This window comes from Acinetobacter sp. BZX-2, from assembly GCF_055179795.1.
In genome coordinates this window covers 432819-455937 of the sequence record NZ_CM143686.1, presented here as the reverse complement: position 1 = coordinate 455937, position 23119 = coordinate 432819, and the positions used below count along the sequence as shown (strand labels likewise).

27 protein-coding genes are annotated in these 23119 nt (G+C 37.4%); 9 read left to right on the top strand and 18 right to left on the bottom strand.

What is annotated here, in order from left to right:
* Window positions 1–4: 4 nt before the first annotated feature.
* Window positions 5–1300, top strand: coding sequence for an MATE family efflux transporter (locus ACY45D_RS02050; protein WP_463109402.1), 1296 nt, complete (start codon window positions 5–7; stop codon window positions 1298–1300).
* A 37-nt stretch (window positions 1301–1337) separates the two neighbouring features.
* Here the strand turns inward: ACY45D_RS02050 and ACY45D_RS02045 are convergent, their stop codons facing one another.
* A complete protein-coding gene (locus ACY45D_RS02045) occupies window positions 1338–1691 on the bottom strand; it encodes a hypothetical protein (protein ID WP_463108243.1) in 354 nt (117 codons plus the stop codon).
* Window positions 1692–1846: 155 nt separating this feature from the next.
* On the bottom strand, window positions 1847–2068 hold the full coding sequence (locus tag ACY45D_RS02040) for a DUF1737 domain-containing protein (protein WP_463108242.1): 222 nt from the start codon (window positions 2066–2068) through the stop codon (window positions 1847–1849).
* A 201-nt stretch (window positions 2069–2269) separates the two neighbouring features.
* On the opposite strand from ACY45D_RS02040, the gene ACY45D_RS02035 reads away from it, so the two are divergent.
* Together ACY45D_RS02035 and ACY45D_RS02030 are read left to right on the top strand one after the other, a co-directional pair.
* A complete protein-coding gene (locus tag ACY45D_RS02035) occupies window positions 2270–3568 on the top strand; it encodes an ABC1 kinase family protein (protein ID WP_463108241.1) in 1299 nt (432 codons plus the stop codon).
* 141 nt (window positions 3569–3709) lie between these two features.
* A complete protein-coding gene (locus tag ACY45D_RS02030) occupies window positions 3710–3958 on the top strand; it encodes a type B 50S ribosomal protein L31 (protein WP_463108240.1) in 249 nt (82 codons plus the stop codon).
* Between the two features lie 113 nt (window positions 3959–4071).
* Here ACY45D_RS02030 and crcB read toward each other — a convergent pair whose 3' ends face one another.
* Window positions 4072–4452 (bottom strand): fluoride efflux transporter CrcB, encoded by a 381-nt coding sequence (gene crcB, locus ACY45D_RS02025; RefSeq protein ID WP_463108239.1) that lies wholly within the window; start codon window positions 4450–4452, stop codon window positions 4072–4074.
* Window positions 4453–4527: 75 nt separating this feature from the next.
* Entirely contained in the window at window positions 4528–5367 is an 840-nt protein-coding gene (locus ACY45D_RS02020; protein WP_463108238.1) for a DUF2071 domain-containing protein, read from the bottom strand.
* Window positions 5368–6114: 747 nt separating this feature from the next.
* Between ACY45D_RS02020 and ACY45D_RS02015 the strand changes: the two genes are divergently transcribed.
* Window positions 6115–6447 (top strand): HopJ type III effector protein, encoded by a 333-nt coding sequence (locus ACY45D_RS02015; protein WP_463108237.1) that lies wholly within the window; start codon window positions 6115–6117, stop codon window positions 6445–6447.
* Window positions 6448–6547: 100 nt separating this feature from the next.
* On the opposite strand, the gene ACY45D_RS02010 is transcribed toward ACY45D_RS02015, so the two are convergent.
* From ACY45D_RS02010 to ACY45D_RS02000, 3 genes are all read right to left on the bottom strand, one after another.
* A complete protein-coding gene (locus ACY45D_RS02010) occupies window positions 6548–6958 on the bottom strand; it encodes a GFA family protein (RefSeq protein ID WP_463108236.1) in 411 nt (136 codons plus the stop codon).
* 68 nt (window positions 6959–7026) lie between these two features.
* Window positions 7027–8253 carry a TIGR03862 family flavoprotein gene (locus ACY45D_RS02005; protein ID WP_463108235.1) on the bottom strand — a complete coding sequence of 409 codons (1227 nt, stop codon included), beginning with the start codon at window positions 8251–8253 and terminating at the stop codon, window positions 7027–7029.
* Window positions 8243–8905, bottom strand: coding sequence for a class I SAM-dependent methyltransferase (locus ACY45D_RS02000; RefSeq protein ID WP_463109401.1), 663 nt, complete (start codon window positions 8903–8905; stop codon window positions 8243–8245). Before ACY45D_RS02000 ends, ACY45D_RS02005 begins: the two co-directional genes overlap by 11 nt.
* A 72-nt stretch (window positions 8906–8977) precedes the next feature.
* On the opposite strand from ACY45D_RS02000, the gene ACY45D_RS01995 reads away from it, so the two are divergent.
* A complete protein-coding gene (locus tag ACY45D_RS01995) occupies window positions 8978–9145 on the top strand; it encodes a DNA gyrase inhibitor YacG (RefSeq protein WP_010111830.1) in 168 nt (55 codons plus the stop codon).
* Window positions 9146–10039: 894 nt separating this feature from the next.
* On the opposite strand, the gene ACY45D_RS01990 is transcribed toward ACY45D_RS01995, so the two are convergent.
* From ACY45D_RS01990 to ACY45D_RS01970, 5 genes are all read right to left on the bottom strand, one after another.
* Complete coding sequence (locus tag ACY45D_RS01990) at window positions 10040–10684, bottom strand: MBL fold metallo-hydrolase (RefSeq protein ID WP_463108234.1); 645 nt, start codon at window positions 10682–10684, stop codon at window positions 10040–10042.
* 30 nt (window positions 10685–10714) lie between these two features.
* Window positions 10715–11725 carry a ferrochelatase gene (gene hemH, locus ACY45D_RS01985; protein WP_463108233.1) on the bottom strand — a complete coding sequence of 337 codons (1011 nt, stop codon included), beginning with the start codon at window positions 11723–11725 and terminating at the stop codon, window positions 10715–10717.
* Window positions 11726–11833: 108 nt separating this feature from the next.
* Window positions 11834–12850: a DUF4062 domain-containing protein gene (locus ACY45D_RS01980; RefSeq protein ID WP_463108232.1), complete on the bottom strand. Its 1017-nt coding sequence runs from the start codon at window positions 12848–12850 to the stop codon at window positions 11834–11836.
* A 113-nt stretch (window positions 12851–12963) separates the two neighbouring features.
* Complete coding sequence (murI, locus tag ACY45D_RS01975) at window positions 12964–13842, bottom strand: glutamate racemase (RefSeq protein WP_463108231.1); 879 nt, start codon at window positions 13840–13842, stop codon at window positions 12964–12966.
* A 47-nt stretch (window positions 13843–13889) separates the two neighbouring features.
* Entirely contained in the window at window positions 13890–14501 is a 612-nt protein-coding gene (locus tag ACY45D_RS01970) for a DUF1285 domain-containing protein (RefSeq protein ID WP_463108230.1), read from the bottom strand.
* 202 nt (window positions 14502–14703) lie between these two features.
* Here ACY45D_RS01970 and ACY45D_RS01965 point away from each other — a divergent pair, with 202 nt between their 5' ends.
* Entirely contained in the window at window positions 14704–16416 is a 1713-nt protein-coding gene (locus ACY45D_RS01965; RefSeq protein WP_463108229.1) for an electron transfer flavoprotein-ubiquinone oxidoreductase, read from the top strand.
* 44 nt (window positions 16417–16460) lie between these two features.
* On the opposite strand, the gene ACY45D_RS01960 is transcribed toward ACY45D_RS01965, so the two are convergent.
* From ACY45D_RS01960 to tusA, 3 genes are read right to left on the bottom strand one after another with little or no spacing between them, the layout of a single operon-like run.
* On the bottom strand, window positions 16461–17294 hold the full coding sequence (locus ACY45D_RS01960) for a nucleotidyl transferase AbiEii/AbiGii toxin family protein (RefSeq protein WP_463108228.1): 834 nt from the start codon (window positions 17292–17294) through the stop codon (window positions 16461–16463).
* A gap of 15 nt (window positions 17295–17309) precedes the next feature.
* On the bottom strand, window positions 17310–17900 hold the full coding sequence (locus tag ACY45D_RS01955) for a hypothetical protein (RefSeq protein ID WP_463108227.1): 591 nt from the start codon (window positions 17898–17900) through the stop codon (window positions 17310–17312).
* A 26-nt stretch (window positions 17901–17926) separates the two neighbouring features.
* On the bottom strand, window positions 17927–18184 hold the full coding sequence (gene tusA, locus ACY45D_RS01950) for a sulfurtransferase TusA (RefSeq protein ID WP_463108226.1): 258 nt from the start codon (window positions 18182–18184) through the stop codon (window positions 17927–17929).
* A gap of 183 nt (window positions 18185–18367) precedes the next feature.
* On the opposite strand from tusA, the gene ACY45D_RS01945 reads away from it, so the two are divergent.
* Together ACY45D_RS01945 and lnt are read left to right on the top strand one after the other, a co-directional pair.
* Complete coding sequence (locus tag ACY45D_RS01945; protein WP_463108225.1) at window positions 18368–19207, top strand: HlyC/CorC family transporter; 840 nt, start codon at window positions 18368–18370, stop codon at window positions 19205–19207.
* Complete coding sequence (gene lnt, locus ACY45D_RS01940) at window positions 19204–20763, top strand: apolipoprotein N-acyltransferase (RefSeq protein ID WP_463108224.1); 1560 nt, start codon at window positions 19204–19206, stop codon at window positions 20761–20763. The genes ACY45D_RS01945 and lnt overlap by 4 nt, the downstream gene beginning before the upstream one ends.
* A gap of 376 nt (window positions 20764–21139) precedes the next feature.
* On the opposite strand, the gene ACY45D_RS01935 is transcribed toward lnt, so the two are convergent.
* Entirely contained in the window at window positions 21140–21478 is a 339-nt protein-coding gene (locus ACY45D_RS01935; protein ID WP_463109400.1) for a tRNA-binding protein, read from the bottom strand.
* An 89-nt stretch (window positions 21479–21567) separates the two neighbouring features.
* Between ACY45D_RS01935 and ACY45D_RS01930 the strand changes: the two genes are divergently transcribed.
* The gene (locus ACY45D_RS01930) at window positions 21568–21990 is read left to right on the top strand and encodes a GFA family protein (RefSeq protein ID WP_463108223.1); all 423 of its coding nucleotides are present in this window, start codon (window positions 21568–21570) and stop codon (window positions 21988–21990) included.
* A gap of 61 nt (window positions 21991–22051) precedes the next feature.
* On the opposite strand, the gene ACY45D_RS01925 is transcribed toward ACY45D_RS01930, so the two are convergent.
* On the bottom strand, window positions 22052–22387 hold the full coding sequence (locus ACY45D_RS01925; protein WP_463108222.1) for a hypothetical protein: 336 nt from the start codon (window positions 22385–22387) through the stop codon (window positions 22052–22054).
* A gap of 291 nt (window positions 22388–22678) precedes the next feature.
* Window positions 22679–23116, bottom strand: coding sequence for a type II secretion system major pseudopilin GspG (gspG, locus tag ACY45D_RS01920; RefSeq protein WP_010111810.1), 438 nt, complete (start codon window positions 23114–23116; stop codon window positions 22679–22681).
* Window positions 23117–23119: the final 3 nt, after the last annotated feature.

Below are 23119 nucleotides of genomic sequence, written 5' to 3'. Positions count from 1 at the left end.
TTTGATGTTTCCAATCTTAATCACGCAATTCGCTGCAGCGGGTTTCGGATTAATTGATACCATCATGGCAGGACACATGTCCGCAGAAGATTTGGCTGCGATTGCAGTCGGCGTAGGTTTATGGATCCCAGTGTTACTACTTTTTAGTGGCATTATGATTGCAACCACACCTTTGGTTGCCGAAGCGAACGGCGCACGTACCCCTGAAAAAATTCCGTCTATCGTTCGTCAATCTTTATGGGTTGCGTTATTGCTTGGCATTATCGCCATGCTTATTTTACAAACCATGCCGTTGCTGTTGCCTTTACTTGGCGTGCCTGAGTCTTTATTGCCTAAAGCCAGTTTATTTTTACATGCCATCGCTTTTGGTATGCCTGCGTACACCATGTATTCAACCTTACGTGGTTATTCAGAGGCATTAGGCTATCCTCGTCCAATTACGCTCATTAGCTTATTGGCACTGCTTGTACAAATTCCTCTGAATTTTATTTTTATGTACGGCATTGGACCAATTCCACATTTAGGCAGTGCAGGCTGCGGTTTTGCAACAGCCATTTTGCAATGGATCATGTTCATTAGCTTGAGTTTGTACATTTTCAAAGCCAAACGTTACCAAGCAACTCAGCCCTTAAAAGTTTTTGAGAAGATGGACAGTGCATTAATCAAACGGATTCTAAAACTTGGGCTTCCTATTGGTTTGGCTATTTTCTTTGAAGTGAGTATTTTTAGCACGGGTGCAATCATTCTCAGTCCGCTTGGTGAAGTGACTGTTGCAGCACACCAAATTGCGATTTCTGTCACATCACAATTATTTATGATCCCGATGTCTTTGGCACTCGCACTGACCATTCGCACAGGGACGTATTACGGTGAAAAGAATTGGATCGCGATGCGTAAAGTACAAAAAATTGGACTGATCACGGGGACATTATTTGCACTAGTGACCATGCTATTGATGTGGTTATTGCGCCCATTGATTGTATCTGCGTACACCAGTGATTACGATGTTTCACAAGTTGCGATTTATCTGATTCTATTTGCGATTGCTTACCAATTGATGGATGCATGGCAAGTGAGTGCCGCAGGTTGCTTACGGGGTATGCAAGACACCAAAGGCCCAATGTGGATCACCATGATTGCGTATTGGGTGATTGCATTTCCAGTCGGTATTTATCTTGCACGTTATACAAACATGGGGGCAGCAGGTGTTTGGGTCGGTTTAATTGTAGGATTAAGTATTGCCTGCATTTTATTGCTGATGCGTTTATATATGAATAATAAGCGCTTGAGTCAGGCTTAATCTGTAACGTTCAAAAATAATGCTGTTGATGACAGCATTATTTTTTATAAAAAAAGCTCAAATCACATTCTTGTCTATGTTCTGAAAGATAAATTAGCAGTCCTAAACTTAAGCAAAATATTAAAGCTATCAGTTGATGTTGCGCTTTGCCCATAGGCTCAAATAATAAATTGATGGTTAATACATAAGCAAAAGCCAAAATAGAATTGTAAATTATGGCATTGATCAACTTATTGTCGGGTGCAAGCTTGGCAATTTGAAATCCAATAAAGATCTGTAAGCAAAGCCCACTTGTCACTATCACTGCATAGAAAATGATTTTCCCTATTTGTCCCATTTCATCTAACACGAATACAACACTGGCAATTACAAAAAAGATAGCAAGTAACAATGCACCTAATTCATAGATCAATGGAAGAAAAATAAACTTTAACCATGTCTTCAATATCTTTTTACTCTTAGGCTGATAATGTTTAAATTATTATATTATTCCAATAATATATAACTAAAACATGACCTAAGCACATCATTTTATTATCAATAGAATCAATGATTCTCAAACTGGCGCTGATATGCATTCTGAAACTGTTCTGATAATTCCGATTCATCAACAGCATCTTTGACAATCGCCTGCCCGACGATTACATCTGTCCCATTAAATGTCATGGTTGGAGCGCCATACAACTCATAACCTTCATTTAAGGCTTTGGTCACTCTTGCACAAAAATGCGTATCATCCTTACCAGTTAAATAACGATAAACTTTCATAAACAACAAATGAATTAAAAGATTGTGAATATTCTAAATCAAAACGATACCAATAAATGAATAAAAGCTCAGTCAAAACTGAACCCATAAGAATAGCCAAACAGAAACAAACATTTAACAATTTAAAGTAGGCAGTTTAAGAATTGTCGCCTATGATCAAAATCAATCACACGCATGATCCAAATTAAAGGATGCTCACGAATGTCTAAAAATACCAGTACACCCGGTCGCCGCTTTATGAAGCTTGCCAGTATGACAGCAAGTATTGCGACAAAAACGGTATCTAATTCAATTCGTAACTTTAATGCAGATGAAGAGCAAAAAAATGAAGCACGTAGCAAGTTGTTTCAAGATATTGGTGTCCAAATTGCAGACACTTTAGGTGAAATGAAAGGCGCTGTGATGAAAGTCGGACAAATTGCATCACAGTACAAAGATATTTTCCCACCAGAAGTAGCCCGAGCAATTGCCAAACTACAACGCCAAGCACCTGCAATGCCCTTTGCGGAAATCAAACAACAAGTAGAAAAAGAACTGGGCAAACCACTAGAACAAACCTTTAGACACTTTGATGAACAACCTTTTGCTGCTGCTTCGATTGGACAAGTACATAAGGCGACTTTACCCAATGGCACAGAAGTTGTGGTTAAAGTTCAATATCCGGGCGTCGACGAAGCCTGTGAAAGTGACCTGAAACAAGTTCGTTTGGCTTTACGTCTCATGGGCGTCTTAAAAGTGGATAAAAAGCTTCAGGATCGTTTGTTTAAAGAAATCCAAGACAGCTTACATGAAGAACTCAATTACGAAATTGAGGCGCAAAATTTACAAGTATTTAAGACTTTCCATCAAGCTTTGGACAGCAAAATTATTATTCCAAAAGTCTACACAGAATATTCAAGTCGTCGGATTTTAACGCTCAGCCTAGAAAAAGGTGAAAGTATTGAAACTGCCAGCACATGGGATCTTGCTGTTCGCAATGATATCGGTCGTCGACTGATTCGAGCTTTGGGACAAGAAATCTTTTTCTTGAAACGTTTTCATTGTGATCCTCATCCTGGCAACTTTGCATTCCGTGAGGATGGTAGCGTGATCATTTATGACTTTGGTGGCGTTAAAACTTTATCCAATGACATTATTAGCCATTTTAAAAGCTTAGTTCGTGCTGCACGTCAGCAAGATATTGTAACTATTGAAAATCATCTGATGGATTTAGATGCGCTTGCAGAAAAAGATAAGTTCCCAGAAGAGCTGTATAAAGCTTGGCTCGAAATTTTATTGCGCCCACTGACCACTCACTATGATTTTGCTGAAAATTCGGCACACCATGATGGTATGAAATTGGTGAAAAAATCACTTAAATATTGGGATGTATTTAAACCTTCACCAGATACATTAATGGTCGATCGAACCATTTCAGGACAATATTGGAACTTAATTCATTTAAAAGTGAATGACAATTTAAACGATCTATTTGAAGAACTCGTTCCATCTATTGATTAGCAACACTTTTTCAGAGGGTTGTTTAAGCAATTTTGTTGTCATCATTCAGCAAGCCTTTTATGAATATTGAGAATGTCGATTTGACATAGTTACACTATAAATGCAATATTATAACATTACATAAATATTTAGGAAGATGAAATGAAAGCGAATATCCATCCTCACTACCAAGAAGTTCTGTTCCATGATACCAATGCAGATGCTTATTTTATTATTGGTAGCACAATACAGACTAAGCAAGCTAAGGAATATCAAGGGAAAACATATCCTTATGTAACACTTGATATCTCTAGCGCATCACATCCTTTCTATACAGGCGAAGTGCGTCAAGCCAGTAATGAAGGACGTGTGGCAAGCTTTAATAAACGTTTTGCTCGTTTTAAACGTTGATTGAGTATTGTTAATGTTGGTTTAAGAATATATTTTTATATAGTGAAGATAGATTCGAAGTCTAAGCAATATATCCTCCTGCTTAGACTTCTTTTTTTATGCAAAGCTTTTTATTATTTTGTAGATAAAATCATTTGGAAAATATAAAAACCAACAGCCAATCCAATGACACCAACCAATACACTTGAAATGCTATAAGCCAAAGCTATAGGCAGTTGACCTTGGCGAATCAATTGAAAAGTTTCTAAGCCAAAACTGGAAAATGTGGTAAATCCACCTAAGATTCCAACCATTAAAAACAGTCGAGTTTCACTTTGTAGCACAGGATATTTTTGAGTAAAGGCAAAAAATACCCCCGCCAAAAAACATCCCAAAATATTGACAGACCATGTTGTCCATGGAAATAAGCTATGTGGTTTTGAAATAATGAATCCTGCCCCATAGCGTAAACTCGCACCTATAGCGCCACCACATGCGACAAGAAGCCAATTCATTTCCACAACACTCCTGAAATTTAATGTGTATAAATACAAACTTATCCACAGATTAGCATGTGAGTCATGGAGAATCTATTTCAATGGATATTCATTTTGCACATAAAAGTCCAATTCAGGTACGACAAAAGCAAAAACATCTTGCTCATTTACACCCCATTCTTTTAACAAAGGACAGTCAATATTGAGAACTTGTGCAGCTTGAATTTGGCTAAAATCAAAAGGCATTTCAATATCACCTTGCGACAATTTTGTCGGCTGATCGACCCATTCCACCCACGCATGGTCTTGATCGACTAGACTTCGTACAGCGTCATCCCAACAAGAAAATAACGGTCGCCATGCTTCAGGTAAGTGCTTTTCAGTGTCTATTTTCACAACGCTATGCAGCTGATATTGTTGATCAATACGAAAAGTCGTATGAATTTTTTGATCTTCGGATAAATGTTCAAATGCTTTTGCATACTGTGCAGGCATTGCATCACTGGCCAATCGTCCACTCAACACATAAAGCATTTGATCAACGATCACTTGTTCAAAAATTACGGTTTTTTCTTGCTGAGCAGGATCAATATAAAATCGCCAATTACTTTGTTTCGGCGATGGCATGAATTTTCTAAACCATCCCAAAAGTGAAAAACCAAAATTTTCATGCTGATAGGTCAATATTGTAAAAATAGTTTTACCTTGTTTTTCCCATAAGGTCACAGATTGCGGATAACGTGAACGCACTTGATCTATGTCGACCAACCACGATAAATACACAATATTTTTAACACGACTTTGTAATTTTAAAAAAGGCAAAAACCGCATCATAAAACGGCGAAAATGGAGTAAAAAACCAAGATCGACAATAAAAGCTATACTCTTTTCAATCCAACCACTACGCTGATTTTTATAAGTATGGCGACTCATCTATAGCGCCCTATAACAAACACATCCGCCAATATATTTCTAAAATAGAATATTATTTGCATGCAATCTGAAAATCTGGATGTCAAATCGGTGAGTTTACTCAGTGCTGAAACGTATTATGTTCAGCGACTTAGCATAATCAATTTAACAAGTAGAAAAATCCAGATAAAAATTAATTTGCGACAACCTTAACCATGAGCAGTAAAGATGGAAATAAGATTGGTGACATTTTATAGAGAATAGATTGAAGTTTAGGCGCATCTTTTTGGCTCTTCATCACTTTGCCTTTATAGTAAAGGCCTGCAAAAAATGAACAAAGAAGAAACATTACAAAGGGGATTGTAAAGAGCTGCGGTTTGTCTGAGCTAAACAACAATAGAGAAAAGAAACCCAGTCCATAAAATATAAAGAATAATTTTTTATACATCAGAAAACCCTCATGCGAATAAATGTATTTGTAATAACGCAGAAATGCTTTGCCCAAGCATTTATTTTTCCAGATAAAATCAATTTTAATTCATTCAAATTATTTATCATACTCAATGGTGATATGTCAAAAATTCACCTATTCCTTTTATTCTTTTCAAATAAAATCATCAATTTAATGCAATCAAAAACCATACCATGGTCATCCAATATTTGGGCACACCCAAAATGAGTATGATCCATATTCATAGACGATGTTGATTCGATAAATTTTCGCTATGATATAGTCACATTTGATTTTAGGAATATTTTGGAAAAGACATGGCTCAACAACTATTAGCACAACTTCAAACTGGTGATGCAAAATTTGCAGATGTAATTGCTTTTATCGAAGCACGTTTTACACATACACCAACAGCATTCCAAAATGGACAACAACACAATGCTGCCACTGAAAACCAAGGCAGTGCTAAAGTATTTTCTTTTGCCCAAATCAACGGTCTAGATCAACAGCAAACTTTAAATTTATTTGCTGAGCACTATGCTGCGGTATTGGCAACACCTGAGGCAACGGATCATCAAAATATTCGTCAATTTATGCAAAATGGTTGGGGTGGTATTCAATTCGAAGGACAAGCTTTAGCTGCTAAATAAAGCATTTTCAATTGACTACGCTCATTCTAAAATAAATAGAAAGGGATCGAAATGATCCCTTTCTTCTGCTCATTGTGCATTTCTATAACGACTTTAGGATTTAAGGACGTTCATCATACTGTGGTAGATCATCACAAATGGTATCCCACTCTGCTTTATGAGCAGCAAAAATATGCATGGTTGGTTTGTGTTCAAGTGGCGTATCCAAAGTCCCTATTCTTAAACGATAGGTGTCTGGTGTTTCTGTTTTAATACTCATAATCGGTGAGCCGCATTCACTACAAAAACAACGTTGTGTCGTCGCTGTCGATACAAATTTCTTGAGTAAAGCCTCACCCTTTACAATTTTAAAATCTGCTTTTTGAATAGGTGCATTGGTTGCAAAAGCAGTACCATTGGCTTTACGACAGCGCTGACAGTGGCATTCAATAATCTCTCCAATTTCCCCATGAATTTCATAGTGAATCCCGCCACACAAACAACTTCCTGTATATAATTTTTCAGCAGACATATATTCATCTCTTGTTTGAAAATATCACTAAACTAGCATAATTTTCTGACTTGATTCGAGGCTTATATCTAGTCTTTTTGTATAGATTCAACCTTGAGGAATTGATATACGCCATGCCCTGCCGCACGTCCAGTTGCAAAACATGCTGTGAGTAAATAACCACCCGTTGGTGCATCCCAATCCAACATTTCTCCACAGCAAAACACATAAGGATTCGATTTAAGCTGTAAATGCTCAGTTAAGCCTTGCTGTTTAACGCCACCTGCACAGCTAATCGCTTCATCTATCGGACGAAAGCCATCAAGCTCTATTTTTAAATGTTTAATCTGTTGAGCTAATTTCTCAGGATGATTCCAAAGCGACTTATCCACCAATTCTCGAATCAGATTCGATTTTGCTGCATCCAATCCCGCCTTGCGCCAAATATTATTGGTCGATTGCTTTTTAGATGGCCGTAATTTTTGAATCAATTGTTCAAAGCTTTGATCAGGCAACAAATCCAAGTTTATTTGTAATTTCTGAGATTTTTTTTGCAAAAGGCGCAAAGCACGGCCTTGCTTATAAATCAGACCACTTTCTAAACCGTAATGGCTAATCACAATATCACCTTGGGTTTTTTCCGCATGATCAACCCACGCTTCAACACGCTTTAACGGCTGCCCAAATACAGGTTGCATAAACGTAGACCACGTTCTAACAACCCCTGCATTACTGGCTTGAAAAGATTCAATTTCAGAAATATCCAACCATTGCTGCCATGCACCATCACTGCCTAAACGTGCCCATGAAACAGCACCACAGGCGAGAATAATCGCATCAAACTCTTGTGTAAAAATACGTTCATCTTTTAAATTTTGAATTTCTAATGTTTGCTTTTTTAAATTTAAAATTTGATGGCGATAATGAAACTGTACATTTTGCTCAGCCAAACGCTTTAACCATGCTCTTAACAATGGCGCAGCTTTCATCTCTACAGGAAAAATTCGCCCTGAACTGCCGATGTAGGAGTCAATGCCTAAACCTTGCATCCAATTTTGGATCCATTGTGCATCCCATTGTTCAATCCACGGTTTCAACCATTCGGCATGATCATAACGTTGAATAAATTGTTCAATCGCTTCGGCATGGGAAATATTCAAACCCGTTTTCCCTGCCATCAAAAACTTACGCGCTGCTGAAGGTTTTTGCTCAAAAACATGTATTTCATAATTTTGATTGGGAAATTGACTCAACACTTCTGCTGCCATCAAACCCGCAGGGCCTGCACCAACGATCGCAATTTTTTTATTTAACATCAGACTTCTCTAGCGAAGTTTGTGCATTTTTACCCTGCAAAGGCTGAAACTCATCAAAACGAGTCGAATAATTTTCAGGTTTTTGAATAATCAGCTGTTGGCATAACTCTCCACGCTCTAAATATTTAATCTCAAAATGCGTTCGTGCAGAATCTTGAGCAATCACCTGTTTTTCATAAGGTAGTTTCCAAACCTCTTTCAGTTGTTGTTCAGCTTCATCAATATATTCTGGAATATTACTGGCCAATGTTACCGTACCATTGCCTTGTAATCTTGAAATTAAAAACTCAAAGAACGGCATATTCAGCCAGCGCTGTGCAGGATTATGTGGTTCAGGGTTTGGGTATAAAATAAAAAACTGCTGTATTTGATTTGGATACAAAGCATGTACCACCCAAGGAATTGCATCTGCATGCAATGGCTTTAAATTGGGTTGTCCTTCAAGCTGATGCTGCTTTTGCATTGCGATGAATTTCTCACGTGTTCTTTCAACTGCAATCAATTTCAAATGCGGATGTTGTCCTGAAAAAAGCAATGCATGTTTGCCTTTGCCTGCGCCAATTTCCACACAAATTGGACTATTTTCAATGGATTGAAAATCACGAGGAGCATGCATACGCTGTGCTTGAAATTGACGAATCGGCATAATCAGATCAAACTAAGAAAAATCAGTGCAAGTTTAACAACTCTTCACGAATTTTGCTTTTAAAATGAGGATTTCAACATGACTAAATCATTCCCATGCCCACGATGCGGAACGCCAACCACATGGGAAAATAATGAATTTAGGCCTTTTTGCTCAGAACGTTGCAAACTGATTGATTTAGGTGCATGGGCAAATGAAGATTATAAACTGCCTACCGAAGATGCCCCTCAAGAAGAAGATTTATAATTTTTATAAGTTTCTTATCATTTTCTTACAATTTTTAAAGATAAGTTTATCATGACATAAACTGAACATCGTTCACTTTACGTCATCATTAAATACATAATTCATATACTATTCATAATAAATAGCTACTTTAACGAGATCAAAAAAATGTGATAATGTTAAACTGTTATCACATTTTAACTATAAAGCTAATTATAGCAATTCATCATTAAACTCAAGCGTAGGTAGGAGTTATAAAATGTATATAGGTCTAAAAATATTGAGTATTATTTTATCTCTATTGTGCATATTTTTCACTTTCATAGGCATTTATGCACTTGATTTATCACTTATCTTTGTAGGAATTTTATTCGCTATTTCTATTGTATTAATTACACTAGAAACCAAAAATAAAGTAAGCAACCCTTTCAGAGGACACTGAAATTTTCATACTTTAATTTGACTTAACATAATTGTTTTAAAAATTTAACCTATGTATAATCACTCACTTAAAGATAAAAATGCCAATTATTTATCAAAAGAGAGTATTAAAAGTGAAACTATACATAACTTTTAAAACAATAATGAGTGTATTTATCGTTATGGGTGCCGTGTTTTTTTTGCTAGGACTGTATAACTTAGATACTGCTTTGATTTCGATCGCTGGTCTATTCGCAATCGCAAGTTTTATCCTTAGATTGGAAATGAAAGATCATTTGTTTGATCCTTTTGCTTGAAATTCCAATCCTGTAGCAACAACAATTATGGTGTGGATATGGCTTCATCTATGTCTAACAAACTCGTTCCGCTATTTCGTTCTTCAGATAAAAAATGGTTCTAATCCTCAATACAGATTAGAACCATTTTTTATGTGGGGTTATTCAAATCAATAACCCCTTAATCACCAATAAATACTTAACCTGCTTTACTTGCAACAAATGGATTATGCTGTTTTTCAAAGCCAATGGTACTCATCGGCCCATGTCCAGAAATAAACTGTGTCTCATCAGGTAAGCTAAAACATTCACGTTGAATTGAATCTAAAAGCTGTTGATGATTACCTTTCGGAAAATCTGTACGCCCAATCGATCCTTTGAACAACACATCACCCGTCCAAAGCACGCCATATTTAGCATTATAAAACATGACATGACCTGGGGTATGACCCGGCGCGAAGCGCACTTCAAATTCTTCTTCACCTAAAGTTAGCTTTTCACCACCTTGGAGCCATTGATCTACATGAACAGGCTCTGGAACTGGAAAACCATAACGAGCCGAGACCTCTTGGATCATATCCAACCAGAACAAGTCTTCTTTATGTGGCCCAATCACTGGAACATTCCACTCCTTCACCAATGCACCCACCGCACCTGCATGATCCAAATGACCATGGGTTAACCACAAAGCTTTAACCTTTAAACCCAGTGCTTCAACTTCTTGTTTCAACTTTTCAGGCTCACCACCTGCATCAATCAATACCGCTTCTTTTGTTTCAGAATCCCAAACGATCGAACAATTTTGCGCAAATGCAGTAACTGGGACAATTTTGACTTGCAACATAATAATTTCCTCAAGAAAGTTCTGAAAATATCAAACCGCCAAATTAGATCGCACTGTATCTAATTGCGCCTGAAGAAGACTTTCAAATAATTGAATATGATCAGAGCGACCATTTAAAGCAGGAATATAAGCATAAGATTGACCACCTTTGCTTAAGAATAATTCAGCATTTTGAATGGCAAGCTCTTCTAAAGTTTCTAGACAATCCGCAGAAAATGCAGGACTAAGTACTTGCACAGAATCAACACCAGACTCTGCCCACTCTAGCAATAACTGGTCGGTATAAGGCTTGACCCATTCTTGTTTACCGAAACGAGACTGAAAGCTGATTGCCCATTCATCATCAGCCAAACCCAATGCTTGCGCAACTTTAAATGCTGTTACTCGGCAACGATCTGCATAAGGATCGCCTTTATCTGCATAAGGTTGAGGAATACCATGAAAAGACATCAATAATTTTTTAGCCTGACCATGTTGCTGTTGGTAATCTCGCACACTATTTACAAGTGATTGAATATAAAGCGGATGTTGATAATAATCACGGATAAAACTTAAGCCCGGTATATTCCGCTGTTTCAATAACCATTGCGCCACAGCATCATATAACGGTGCTGTTGATGTCGCGGAATACTGCGGAAATAAAGGCAAAAGAATAATGTGATCATACAGTTTGTGCGATGCATCTTTGAGCACAGTATCGATTCCTGGCTGACCATAAGTCATGGCTGGAACAATATCTAACTCTAAATCACTATTGCGGCTCAGTAAGCTTTTTTGCAACAAAGCAACTTGTTCAAATAGAATTTCTCGCATAGGAGAGTCGTTTGACCAAACTTGTGCATAAGCTTCTGCAACACGTTTCGGGCGAAAGGGTAAAACAAAAGCATGTAGAATCAATGCCCAAAGCAGCTTAGGAATTTCAATAACCCGTTGATCAGATAAAAACTGCTTTAAAAAAGCACGTACCGCAGGTACGGTTGGCGCATCTGGAGTTCCAAGATTTGCTAAAATAATCAAAACTTTAGGTTTAGATATAGACATTTTTACTCAATTTGAACAAGATCGAAATCTAGACCTTAGCTTAGCAGAGTCTTCTACCAAACAAAATTCTAGATAACCTTCTACAATCAAATATCTTTGCTTATTCAATTAAAAGATTGATGAGCGTTGACCAATTCGCTGATAACTTTCCAATAGTTTGATACATTTTTCAGTCATCTGCCATAACATACGTTGACGATCATCGCGACCTACTGGGGTAATCCAATCATTTTGGCGCATCTGCTGTTTAATGGTATGTAAAGAACGAATATTGATTTGAGCTCTAGACACAGCATGTGCTCTAGGCATAACAACTTGAGCATCTGTTAAGCCTGTATTATTTAAATATTCATTCAACACCTTAGAAAAGAAATCTTCAGGCGTCGGGCGTCGGAATTCAATCGATAAAATCTTTAATAATTCTGCCCAAGTCATTTCACGAACAGGAGACAATTCTTTGAAATTACCGTCCTGATAAGCATGCATTCGATAGTCAAAACTAAATGCTTCATGCAAAGAAACTTTAGGTAGAGTTAAAAATGGATCAGACTCATTCTTGCCTTGTTCAACAGTCACTTGCGCCAATTTGGCTTTTAAACGATCAATTTCATCTTGTAAAACTTGAATATTTTGTGGTCTCACCCAACCAACAACGGGATAACGTTCTAGCATTTGCGGCATATACGAACGCACAGCCAACTCTAAATCACGCAATGTCCGATAGGTTACAACCTGTTCAACTTCTTTTTGAAGTTGGTGTCTAAAATCTTTAAATTTTTCTTTTAGAAGATGCGCTTCATCTTGTAAATGGGCTTCACGTGCATCTGGATTTTCATGCATAAAGACAATGATCGGCTTTTGCTTGGTCACTGCATAAATATATTCCAAGTGCATATAGCTCACACCAGAAACAGACTGCTCACCATACTGACTACCGAGAAGCAATAAGACATAATCACAATCGTCAATCTGACGGCGTGCAAAAGCAGTACTCAATGGTGTGCGTTGTTCTAATCCCCAAGAAAAGAACCCCATACCAATGAGTGTTTGTGAAACAACCATCCGTTCTGGCTGCATATCTTTGCCAGATGTAGTAATAAAAACTTGATAACGTTTATCGAGCATAGGTCAACCCATTCTTGTCATATTACTCGTTTAATTCTTCCATGAATTATTATCGGAGTAATATGCCCTACACTTATATTAAAAATTTAAAAATCTATTCAATATTGAAAGAATTAGATGAGTTTATCAACAATATTTTCTATTGACCATGTAATTTCTGGTTGAATTAAATGTTTTAAAACGTTTTCTAACTCTTTTGCATTTTGCCCACTAACAAAACATCGTAACCGAGTCTTATCATTTGAGATCGTTTTCGATATTAACTCATTTTTAAGTAAAATACGTGCCGTTTGTCGTGCCACTGCCGAACCAGAATCCACCAGAGTCAATTGATTTTCATATAAAGATTGAATTGCTGATTTTAAAAATGGGTAATGTGTACAGCCTAAAACCAAATGATCTGCATTTTTATCGACAATCGGATCTAGAACTCGCTTTAAACTTTCTTTGCATTCTGGACTATTGTGCAAGCCATCTTCCACATACGGCACAAGGTCTAAGCAGGTTACATTCAAAACTTCAACTTGAGACGGCTCCGCAAAACGCTGAATCACATCCTTAATCAATTGCCCTCTAAATGTAGCAGGTGTCGCTAAAACAGCAACGACTTTACTTTTACTTTGTAGTACCGCAGGCTTTAAAGCAGGGACTAAACCAATAATCGGAAAGTTTTCTCCATAGTGCTCACGTAAATAGTCCAAGCTAAATGCAGATGCCGTATTACACGCTACAACTGCAACTTTACACCCTCGGCGATATAGCCATTCAATTGCATTGGCCGTTAACTCACGAATATTTTGATCTGAACGCGGTCCATAAGGCACATGTGCCGTATCTGCATAATAGACAAAATGTTCATTCGGCAAATAATTCGCAATTTCTTGAGCAATGGATAAACCACCTATTCCTGAGTCAAAAATACCAATAGGTGCATCTGCCGAAGCTTTTGGCATTGGGTTTTCTAAAGGATATAAAGGGAGAATGGCGCTCATTTGATCCACTATTTGTATGAGTCAAAAATAATTAATAAGCTTAAACTTCAAGTGCCCAATTGCAAGTGCAAATCACCACTTTGTAGAGATAAAATGGTGTCACCTTGTTCATTTTCAAGTAATTCACCATATTCAATCAAGTGAAAAAAAGCTTGCCTTTGAATCAGTGCGTTGATTCCAAAACGCACATGTACATAAGGACGCATTTCGCCTTGAAAATCACGCATGAAAATAGGATGTTCTTGATCCACAATCACTATATCTTGGTTGGTTGTGATCAGTTGTAAATAAGACTGCCCGTCAATATCAATTTGATCGACCTGATTGACCAACAAAGGTTCATCTTCAACCTCAATTTCAATCTGTTCTACAGGGGTTTTAAGGTAGAACTTACCTGCTTCTTTCCACAACACTTTACTAAACAGGTCTAAAAGCGCTTGACGCTTAATCAATTGACCTTCGTGCCACCATTCCCCATTGGCTTTTACCTTCAAATCCATTTTGCCACAATGCTTTGGATGCCATTGCTCTAAAGGTGGAATTGACCTTTTGTGACCCGAGTGTGCATCTTTTAAGTATTGTGCAATACTCATTAAGTTTTTATTATCAGCACTAGACTGATTTTGAACCTCTGATGTTGAATTATTTTGATTTACCATGGTTTATACCCTGCTGACTAAAAAATAAGACGACTCAGCCAATTGGCTAGATCAAGGTTTGAAACTATACTAACGCAAAATATATTATCGATACGAGCCTTAATTCGTATCACGGAATTTTTAGAACACTCACGGCAGCACCGCTTTATTATTTTCAATAAATGTATACGGTTGCCACCCTTTGAAATATGAGGAGTCCTACATGGAACACATCGAACGTGAATCGATGGAGTTTGACGTAGTCATCGTAGGTGCAGGCCCTGCTGGTCTTTCTACTGCGATTAAAATTCGTCAATTAGCGATTGAAAACAACCTTCCAGACCTTTCTGTTTGTGTGGTTGAAAAAGGCTCTGAAGTTGGTGCGCATATCCTTTCTGGTGCTGTACTTGAACCACGTGCCATGAATGAACTTTTCCCGAACTGGAAAGAAGAAGGCGCGCCTTTAAATGTTCCTGTAACTGAAGACAAAACATATTTCTTAATGTCTGCTGAAAAGTCTCAAGAAGCTCCGCATTGGATGGTGCCGAAGACGATGCACAATGATGGCAACTATGTCATTTCATTAGGTAATGTTGTTCGTTGGTTAGGAACCAAAGCTGAAGAACTAGAAGTCTCTATCTTCCCAGGTTTCGCTGCTGCCGAAGTCCTTTACCATGAAGATGGTACGGTGAAAGGCATCCAAACGGGTGATATGGGCATTGGTAAAGATGGCGAACCAACTCATAACTTTACACCTGGCTATGAATTGCATGCTAAATACACAATCTTTGCAGAAGGTTGTCGTGGTCATTTAGGTAAGCGCCTGATTGCAAAATACAATCTTGATGAAAAAGCTGATCCACAACATTACGGGATTGGTATTAAAGAACTTTGGGAAATCGATCCTGCAAAACATAAACCAGGTTTGGTGATGCATGGTTCAGGTTGGCCTTTAGCTGAAACAGGTTCTTCTGGTGGTTGGTGGTTATATCACGCAGAAAATAACCAAGTAACATTGGGGATGATCGTTGATTTATCTTACGAAAACCCACACATGTATCCATTTGCTGAAATGCAACGTTGGAAAACACACCCACTGATTAAGCAGTATCTTGAAGGTGGTAAGCGTATTTCTTATGGTGCGCGTGCTGTTGTTAAAGGCGGCTTAAACTCTTTACCTAAATTGACCTTCCCAGGCGGTTGTTTAATTGGTGATGATGCAGGTTTCTTGAACTTTGCCAAAATCAAAGGCTCTCACACTGCCATGAAATCAGGTATGTTGTGTGGCGAAGCTGTGTTTGAAGCGATTCAAGCAGGTGTTGGTAAAGGTGGTGATTTAGCCATTGCACGTGTCACTGAAGGCGAAGATTTCTTTGCTAAAGAATTGACCGCTTATACTGACAAATTCGAAAACAGCTGGTTAAAAGAAGAGCTATATCGCTCTCGTAACTTTGGCCCAGCAATGCATAAATTTGGTTTATGGATGGGTGGTGCATTTAACTTTATCGATCAAAATGTCTTTAAAGTACCGTTTACCTTGCATGATTTAGCACCTGATTTCAGCTTATTGAAAACTGTAGATGTTGCTACATTCAAACCAAACTATCCAAAGCCAGATGGTAAATTAACTTTTGACCGTTTATCTTCAGTTTTTGTATCCAATACAGTACATGAAGAAAATCAGCCTGCGCATTTGAAGTTGATTGATCCTACGATTCCAGTTCGTGTTAACTTGCCAAAATGGGATGAGCCTGCTCAACGCTATTGCCCTGCTGGTGTTTATGAAATCATGGAAAATGATGATGGTTCTAAGCGTTTCCAAATCAACGCAGCGAACTGTGTACATTGTAAGACTTGTGATATCAAAGATCCTTCACAAAACATCATTTGGGTAACACCAGAAGGTGGCGGTGGTCCAAACTACCCGAATATGTAATTTATTTTTAATAAAAAATCCCTTCATTGTGAAGGGATTTTTTATTACTCACTATCTATACATTCTAAAAACTCAGTATCAATTAATGCTTGCGTAAAATGATTCCAAAAGTTTTCAAATGATTCAGGAATACTCTTTAAGTCAGTAAAGTTAAAACCTACTCTTTCATTTTTCCAATGCTGCGCAAGTGTTCTACGCGCCTCTGGTAAAATTAACTTACTAGCACTTAAATGATCAGAAAGTAAAATCCCATCTCGCTCACATTCAGCTTTTAAAGTTTTCACTGCTGATAATTGTGCAAAAATATCTTGAAAAAAAGTATGTCTAAGCAAATAAGTCAGATCAAATATATCTTTAAAACGCGGATTCACCATACATTGATGTAACTTCCAAGCTATTTGAGTTGCAAGAGATGGTGTCTGCGTCAATTTAAAATTATGACCCGATAAAGGATGGAACGTTAAATTTTCATAAAAATCATGAATTTCAAGATTAAATGAAACATCTATCTCTAATTCAATTTGTTGCCCCCCTACCCACGCTGAGAGATGTGTACTGACCGTGGGAAAATCTTCGGACATAACATAATCCAACTCCCACCAAAAGTTATCTTTTGAAAATGAGGTGTAACGGATTTCGTCATTTAGTTCTACAGTCGTTAAATAATGTATCCAATCCTTTAGATGATTTTTAGCGTCATGACGATCAACCAATGGCTCTAAACATACCCAGTCCAAATCTTGTGGCTTACGTTCAATATGTAAAGGGAAATATTGCCGTGTTAAAAAACTACCTTTGAGCATAAACGGAAAATATTTATGGCTTTGCGCTGAACGTCGAATCAGTCCTTCATAAGCCCGTTGCGTAATTTCATTCATCATCATTCTTCTTATTTACTTAGCAAGAAGCCAACCACGATCTAAAATAACATTTGTATCATAAATACAACTTTCCAACCGCTCTTTGATAATTATTCTATTTTGATTGAATAATTCAGCTTTCACGTTCTGCAACCGTGTTAAAAAATTTGCTGCCAAACCCGTTTCACGCAGTGTCAAAAACCGATAATTCTCATGTTGCTTTAAAGCATTATAAGAAAGATGAACATGATGTGTATCACACAGCTTTTTAAGTGCTAAAGAATCGTGATACTCAATCAATGCATGCCATTCATAATAATCAATAGTTTGATTTAGTTGATTATTTTGAATCTGAAATGGCACCTCAACTTTTATTCTAATAATCTGGATATTGTGTTGTTTAAATTCTTCAATCCAAGTATCTAATTGCATAAGAATAGATGCTAAATCTATTCCCAAAACAACTTTAGATAACATCATTTGCTGTGGATACTCACCACGTGCAAGTATAATTTCAAGTGGCTTTGCCTCTAACTGCATACATAGCATTTTAAACTGATGATAAAAAATAGAGCTACGATCTAAATCGGCAGTCAGATGCACTTCAAATTCTTGTTTTCGCATCCCCAATCACCTTTACAATTGGTTCACTAGCCCTTCTTCACCAAATAATGAAACTCTTTATTTCCAGCATCATCCAAGACCTCTTCTTGTAAAATCAATTCATGCCCAAGATGCATACAAAATTTAGGAATATCCCATGATGTAGAGTTATCTGTTGCAAACACCTCAACCACATCACCTGATTTAGATTTACGGATTGCTTGATGCAACATCATCACAGGTTCAGGACAACGCAAACCACGAGTATTTAACTGAATGCTCGGTGTAGGCAACTGTTCAGACATGCTAGGCTCTCAAAACGGGAAAAATAGAGCGCAAATTTTAACATAAACTCGAATAATCGATAAGACTTGTATGTCCATTGCTATATGATGCATAGATTCATCACTTTAAGAGATAGACATCTGCATTTTCTTCGGTATGATAAAAATTCATTTATTAGATATTCAGCGTCTTTAGGAAAGATCATGCACGAGGAATCAGGCCCATCATGGGGAATGCGTGGCTTACGCAAATGGTTAGGTACTGCACCCGAAACCCGTGATGAACTGTTAAAATTAGTACAAGATTCACGTCGTTTTTTAGAACCTGACACAGTGGCAATGTTAGAAGGCGTATTAGACCTTCCAGCAACCAAGATTCGTGAAGTCATGACGCCACGAACGGCAATGGTAAGCTTACAAGAAGATGATCAATTATTAGATATTTTGGATATTCTTATTGAATCTGCGCATTCACGTTTCCCTGTATTCTCGGCAGATCAACCTGAAAATGTGGTTGGTATTTTATTAGCCAAAGATCTTTTACCCTTTTTAACAGATCGTTCATCTGTGGTCGATGTACATTCTTTAATGCGCCAACCCTTATTTGTTCCAGAAAGCGCTCGTTCAGACCAAGTCTTAAGAATGTTGAAGAATACACAAACGCATATTGCAATTGTGATTGACGAATATGGCTCAACCGCTGGGCTGGTCACTCTAGAAGATATTTTAGAGGAGATTGTCGGTGAAATTGAAGATGAGCATGACAATGTCGATGAAGAAGCTCAATTTATTATTCCAGATAAATCACATAGCACACCCAACACATGGATTGTGCAAGCGCTTACACCAATTGAACATTTTAACAATGTTTTAGATGCTGATTTTTCTGATGATGAAGTAGAAACTGTTGGCGGCTTATTGCTTCAAGAAATTGGTTTAGTGAGTGATCTACAAGGTCAAGTGATTGAGCTTGATGATTGGCAATTTACCATTATTGAAGCAGATGTCCGCACTATTCATCTGATTCGAGCTGTACGTAAATGATAGCATTCTTCGACAAGCGACTAAATCCATCACAACAACAAGCACAGCTTCCTTTTATATTCCCTTTAATCATTTCACTGGTTTCGGGAGCGGTGTTTAGCTTGGCACTAGCACCTTATTATTGGTGGTGGTTAGCCATTTTGTCCCCTGCATTGCTTTATGCATGTTTAAAGGGAAAATCGCCTAAGCAAGCTTTTGCATTAGGTTGGAGTTATGGTTTTGGCTTATGGTTTGTCGGTGCTTTTTGGCTCTACACATCTATCCATGTTTATGGCGATACCAATGCGGTTTTAAGTGTCTTAATGATTGTCATCATGGCACTTTTAATGGGGCTTTTTACTGCAATCCAAACTTGGGTATATCGACGATTTTTTCCTGAAACACCACTCACCTTCGCACCACTTTGGGTGTTATTTGAATGGTCTAAAACATGGGTCTTTACAGGGTTTCCATGGTTGTTTGCAGGTTATGCCTTTACAGAGCGCTTCTTAGATGGCTACGCTCCTCTTTTTGGGGTATTTGCCGTTTCCTTTGTGGTCATTCTGCTTGCCACAGCACTGGTTGAAATCTTGAATAAAAAAGTGTTTTGGATCGTTCCATCTGCCTTGTTATTACTGGGTGCATGGGGTGCTTCTTATATCACTTTTGTACAACCCAAAGCAGAGAAGCCACTTTCAGTTTCACTCATTCAAGGTAACATTCCACAAGATTTAAAATGGTTGACTGAATACCAAGTTAAAACCCTTGAAATTTATATCAATCTTAGCCGTACCGAATGGGGACGTGATCTAATTGTTTGGCCAGAATCTTCAATACCATTGTTCCAAACAGATATTGAACAGTTTTTGGAACTTATGGATCAACAAGCCAAAGATTCAGGAACAGCATGGGTCACAGGTATCCCCTATTGGGACTTAAAAGAGTCTCAACAAAATGGCTATCCAATGTATTACAACAGTATGATGGCTTCAGGTGCTGATTCTTCTGGGCTTTATAAAAAGCAACGCCTTGTACCATTTGGTGAATATATTCCATTATCAGGCCTATTAAGCTGGGTACTTCCTGCCTTACAAAATGATCCATCCATGAGTGGTTTTTCACGTGGTGCAAGTGATCAAAAACCATTTAATATTAAAGGACATCACCTTGCTGCGGCGATTTGTTATGAAGTTGCCTATCCGAACCTTACACGTCGCAATGCAATCAATAGTGATTTCTTGGTGACTGTTTCCAATGATGCATGGTTTACGGGTACAGCAGGCCCTTTGCAACATCTTCAAATGGTGCAGATGCGTGCTAAAGAAAACGGGCGTTGGTTTATTCGAGCAACCAATACAGGTGTGACAGCATTTATTGACCACAATGGTCATATCGTCAAGCAAGCACCTGTAGACAAAAAGGCCGTACTTCGTGGCGAATTACCAGCTATGCAAGGCGAAACCTTATATACCCGTTTAAGTGATTGGCCAATTCTAGGCTTCTCGTTATTGTTACTGATTTTAGGATGGATCTATCGTCCTAAAAAAGTTGATATTAGCTTTAAATCTAGACGTTAATTCACATAAATCCTCTCTCCTTTTTTAGAGGCGAGAGGATCGATTCAGAATTGAAATTAAATAAAAAAACTAAAGCAACCTGAGTTCGAGATAAAATTGCTCCCAACTATATGATACGCGGTAACGTCAGTCGCATTGTTCGAGGCAGGACTACATCTGTAATATACTGTTTTTGCGATATATTAGGGACTAGATAGTATCTGTCGAGTTGGCGACTGACAAATGGTTTTGCCTACTTTTCCCGAAAGCCTTGCGAGGTAATACCTCTCAGGTCGAACCGAAGGTTAATCCTTACATCTGATTGTAAATGGTAAGACTCCGCTGTGCCTGATCTATTTTTTCAATAACTTAGATCAAAGTTTATCCCGAACTGACGTTAAAGTAATTTCGTCCCCAAAGGCACATCCAAATCAGGGACACACAACGCTACATATCCATCCTTATTATGAAAACCTGTAACTAAACACTCAGACTGAATTGGGCCAATTTGCTTTTTTGGAAAATTCACCACAGCAACGACCAGTTTTCCAATCAAATTTTCGGGCTGATAAAGATTGGTAATCTGCGCACTGGATTTTTTAATACCAAGCTCTTCACCAAAATCGACATGTAAAATATAAGCAGGATTGCGCGCTTTTTCAAAAACCTCAGCCTGAATAATTTTTCCTACACGTAATTCTACTTTTAAAAAATCATTCCATTCGATCTGTTGCATCGCTTCACCATTCGTGTTTTTATCGTTCATTCACATTTATTCTAAATAAATTTTATAACAACAACTTCACACAAAACGGACAAAAGATCATGCTAAAAGGACAATGTTTATGCGCCTCAATACATTTTCAGGTCAATAAAAAAATTGAAATAACATATCAATGCCATTGTAGTTTATGTCGTAAACAATCTGGTACACATGCCAACCATGCAACAATAGTTCAAGCAAATGACTTTGAATGGCTGGTTGGACAAGACAATATTTCTACATATAAAAAAGACACAGGTTTTACCTCATCATTTTGTAAAAAATGTGGCTCACCTGTACCTAACCAGATTGGACAAACCCATTTGATTTGGATTCCATTAGGACTTATTGACGGCGAAATTTACCCGACTCAACAATTAAATTTTTGTTTAAGTTCAAAAGCCAATTGGGAAAAAATTTACTTGGATTCTACTGATTATGAGCATCTGCCAACATGGAATGAAACTATTGATATTTTTAAATAAGATATGATGACCATACACAAAAAACCGAGGACATCCTCGGTTTTTTCAGATCAATAATAGCTTAAATCTGCGTCACTAAATATGACACCATTGCGGCTAAAGACAGCATTGGAATATAACGGTAAATCTTTACCATATATTGTTCTAATAACGATGAGAATTCAGTTTTTAAATGTACAACGGTCATATTCAAAGCACTATAAAAACTTAAAATCGTTAATGCACTAAATACGCTGATTGCCATAAAACCAATCATGATTTGGCTGCTTGCATCTGCATCTTGCCAAATATTCATAAAAAATTGGCTAATGGGTAATAAGCTCAGAATCAAAAGAACAGATTTCAGCATCATCCAATGAAACTGGCTGATTTCATCTGATAATAATAATGCTTTCATCTCATCCTCCTTGGTAATTCAAATTACCTTAGAATCTATTATGCAAGCTTTCTATTAAATAAAAAGTCTATTTTTATCCTTAGTTTAACTTTCTTGTAACTATTAAATATGGGAATAATTCTCATTATAACTCTCAAACAGAAAATTATTTTAAAATTCAATATTTTCAATACTTTATATTATTTTAATCAAATAGGAAAGATTATCACTTCGCTCAATATTTATTAACTCAATCAAGTGAAGTGATTAATCCTATAAAAACAATCTAAATCGCTTTCTAAATAACTTCAATTAAGGTTGGTAATACACATCTGCATCATTTCCTTCACCACCTTCTTTACCATCAGCACCGAAAGAATATAAATCGAATTTGCGTCCTTCAGAACCTGGAATCACGTATTGAATATCATTTTCCCAACTGTCTTTCGGATAACCGCCTTTCACATAACCACCAGGTAACCAGTTTTTTGCAGTCGCAGGTTGGTTTACCAATGCATCTAAACCGCCTTCTTGGGTATTTGGATAATGTCCATTGTCCAATTTATATTGATCTAAAGCGCCAGCAACGCCTTTTAACGTAATTTTAGTGGTATCAACTTTAGCCTTTTCACCACGGCCCATCACATTGGGTACGATTAACGCCGCTAAAACACCTAAAATCACAATAACAACCATCACTTCGATTAATGTGAAACCTGACTGTTTGCTTTTATTTAACATGCGTTGCATTCA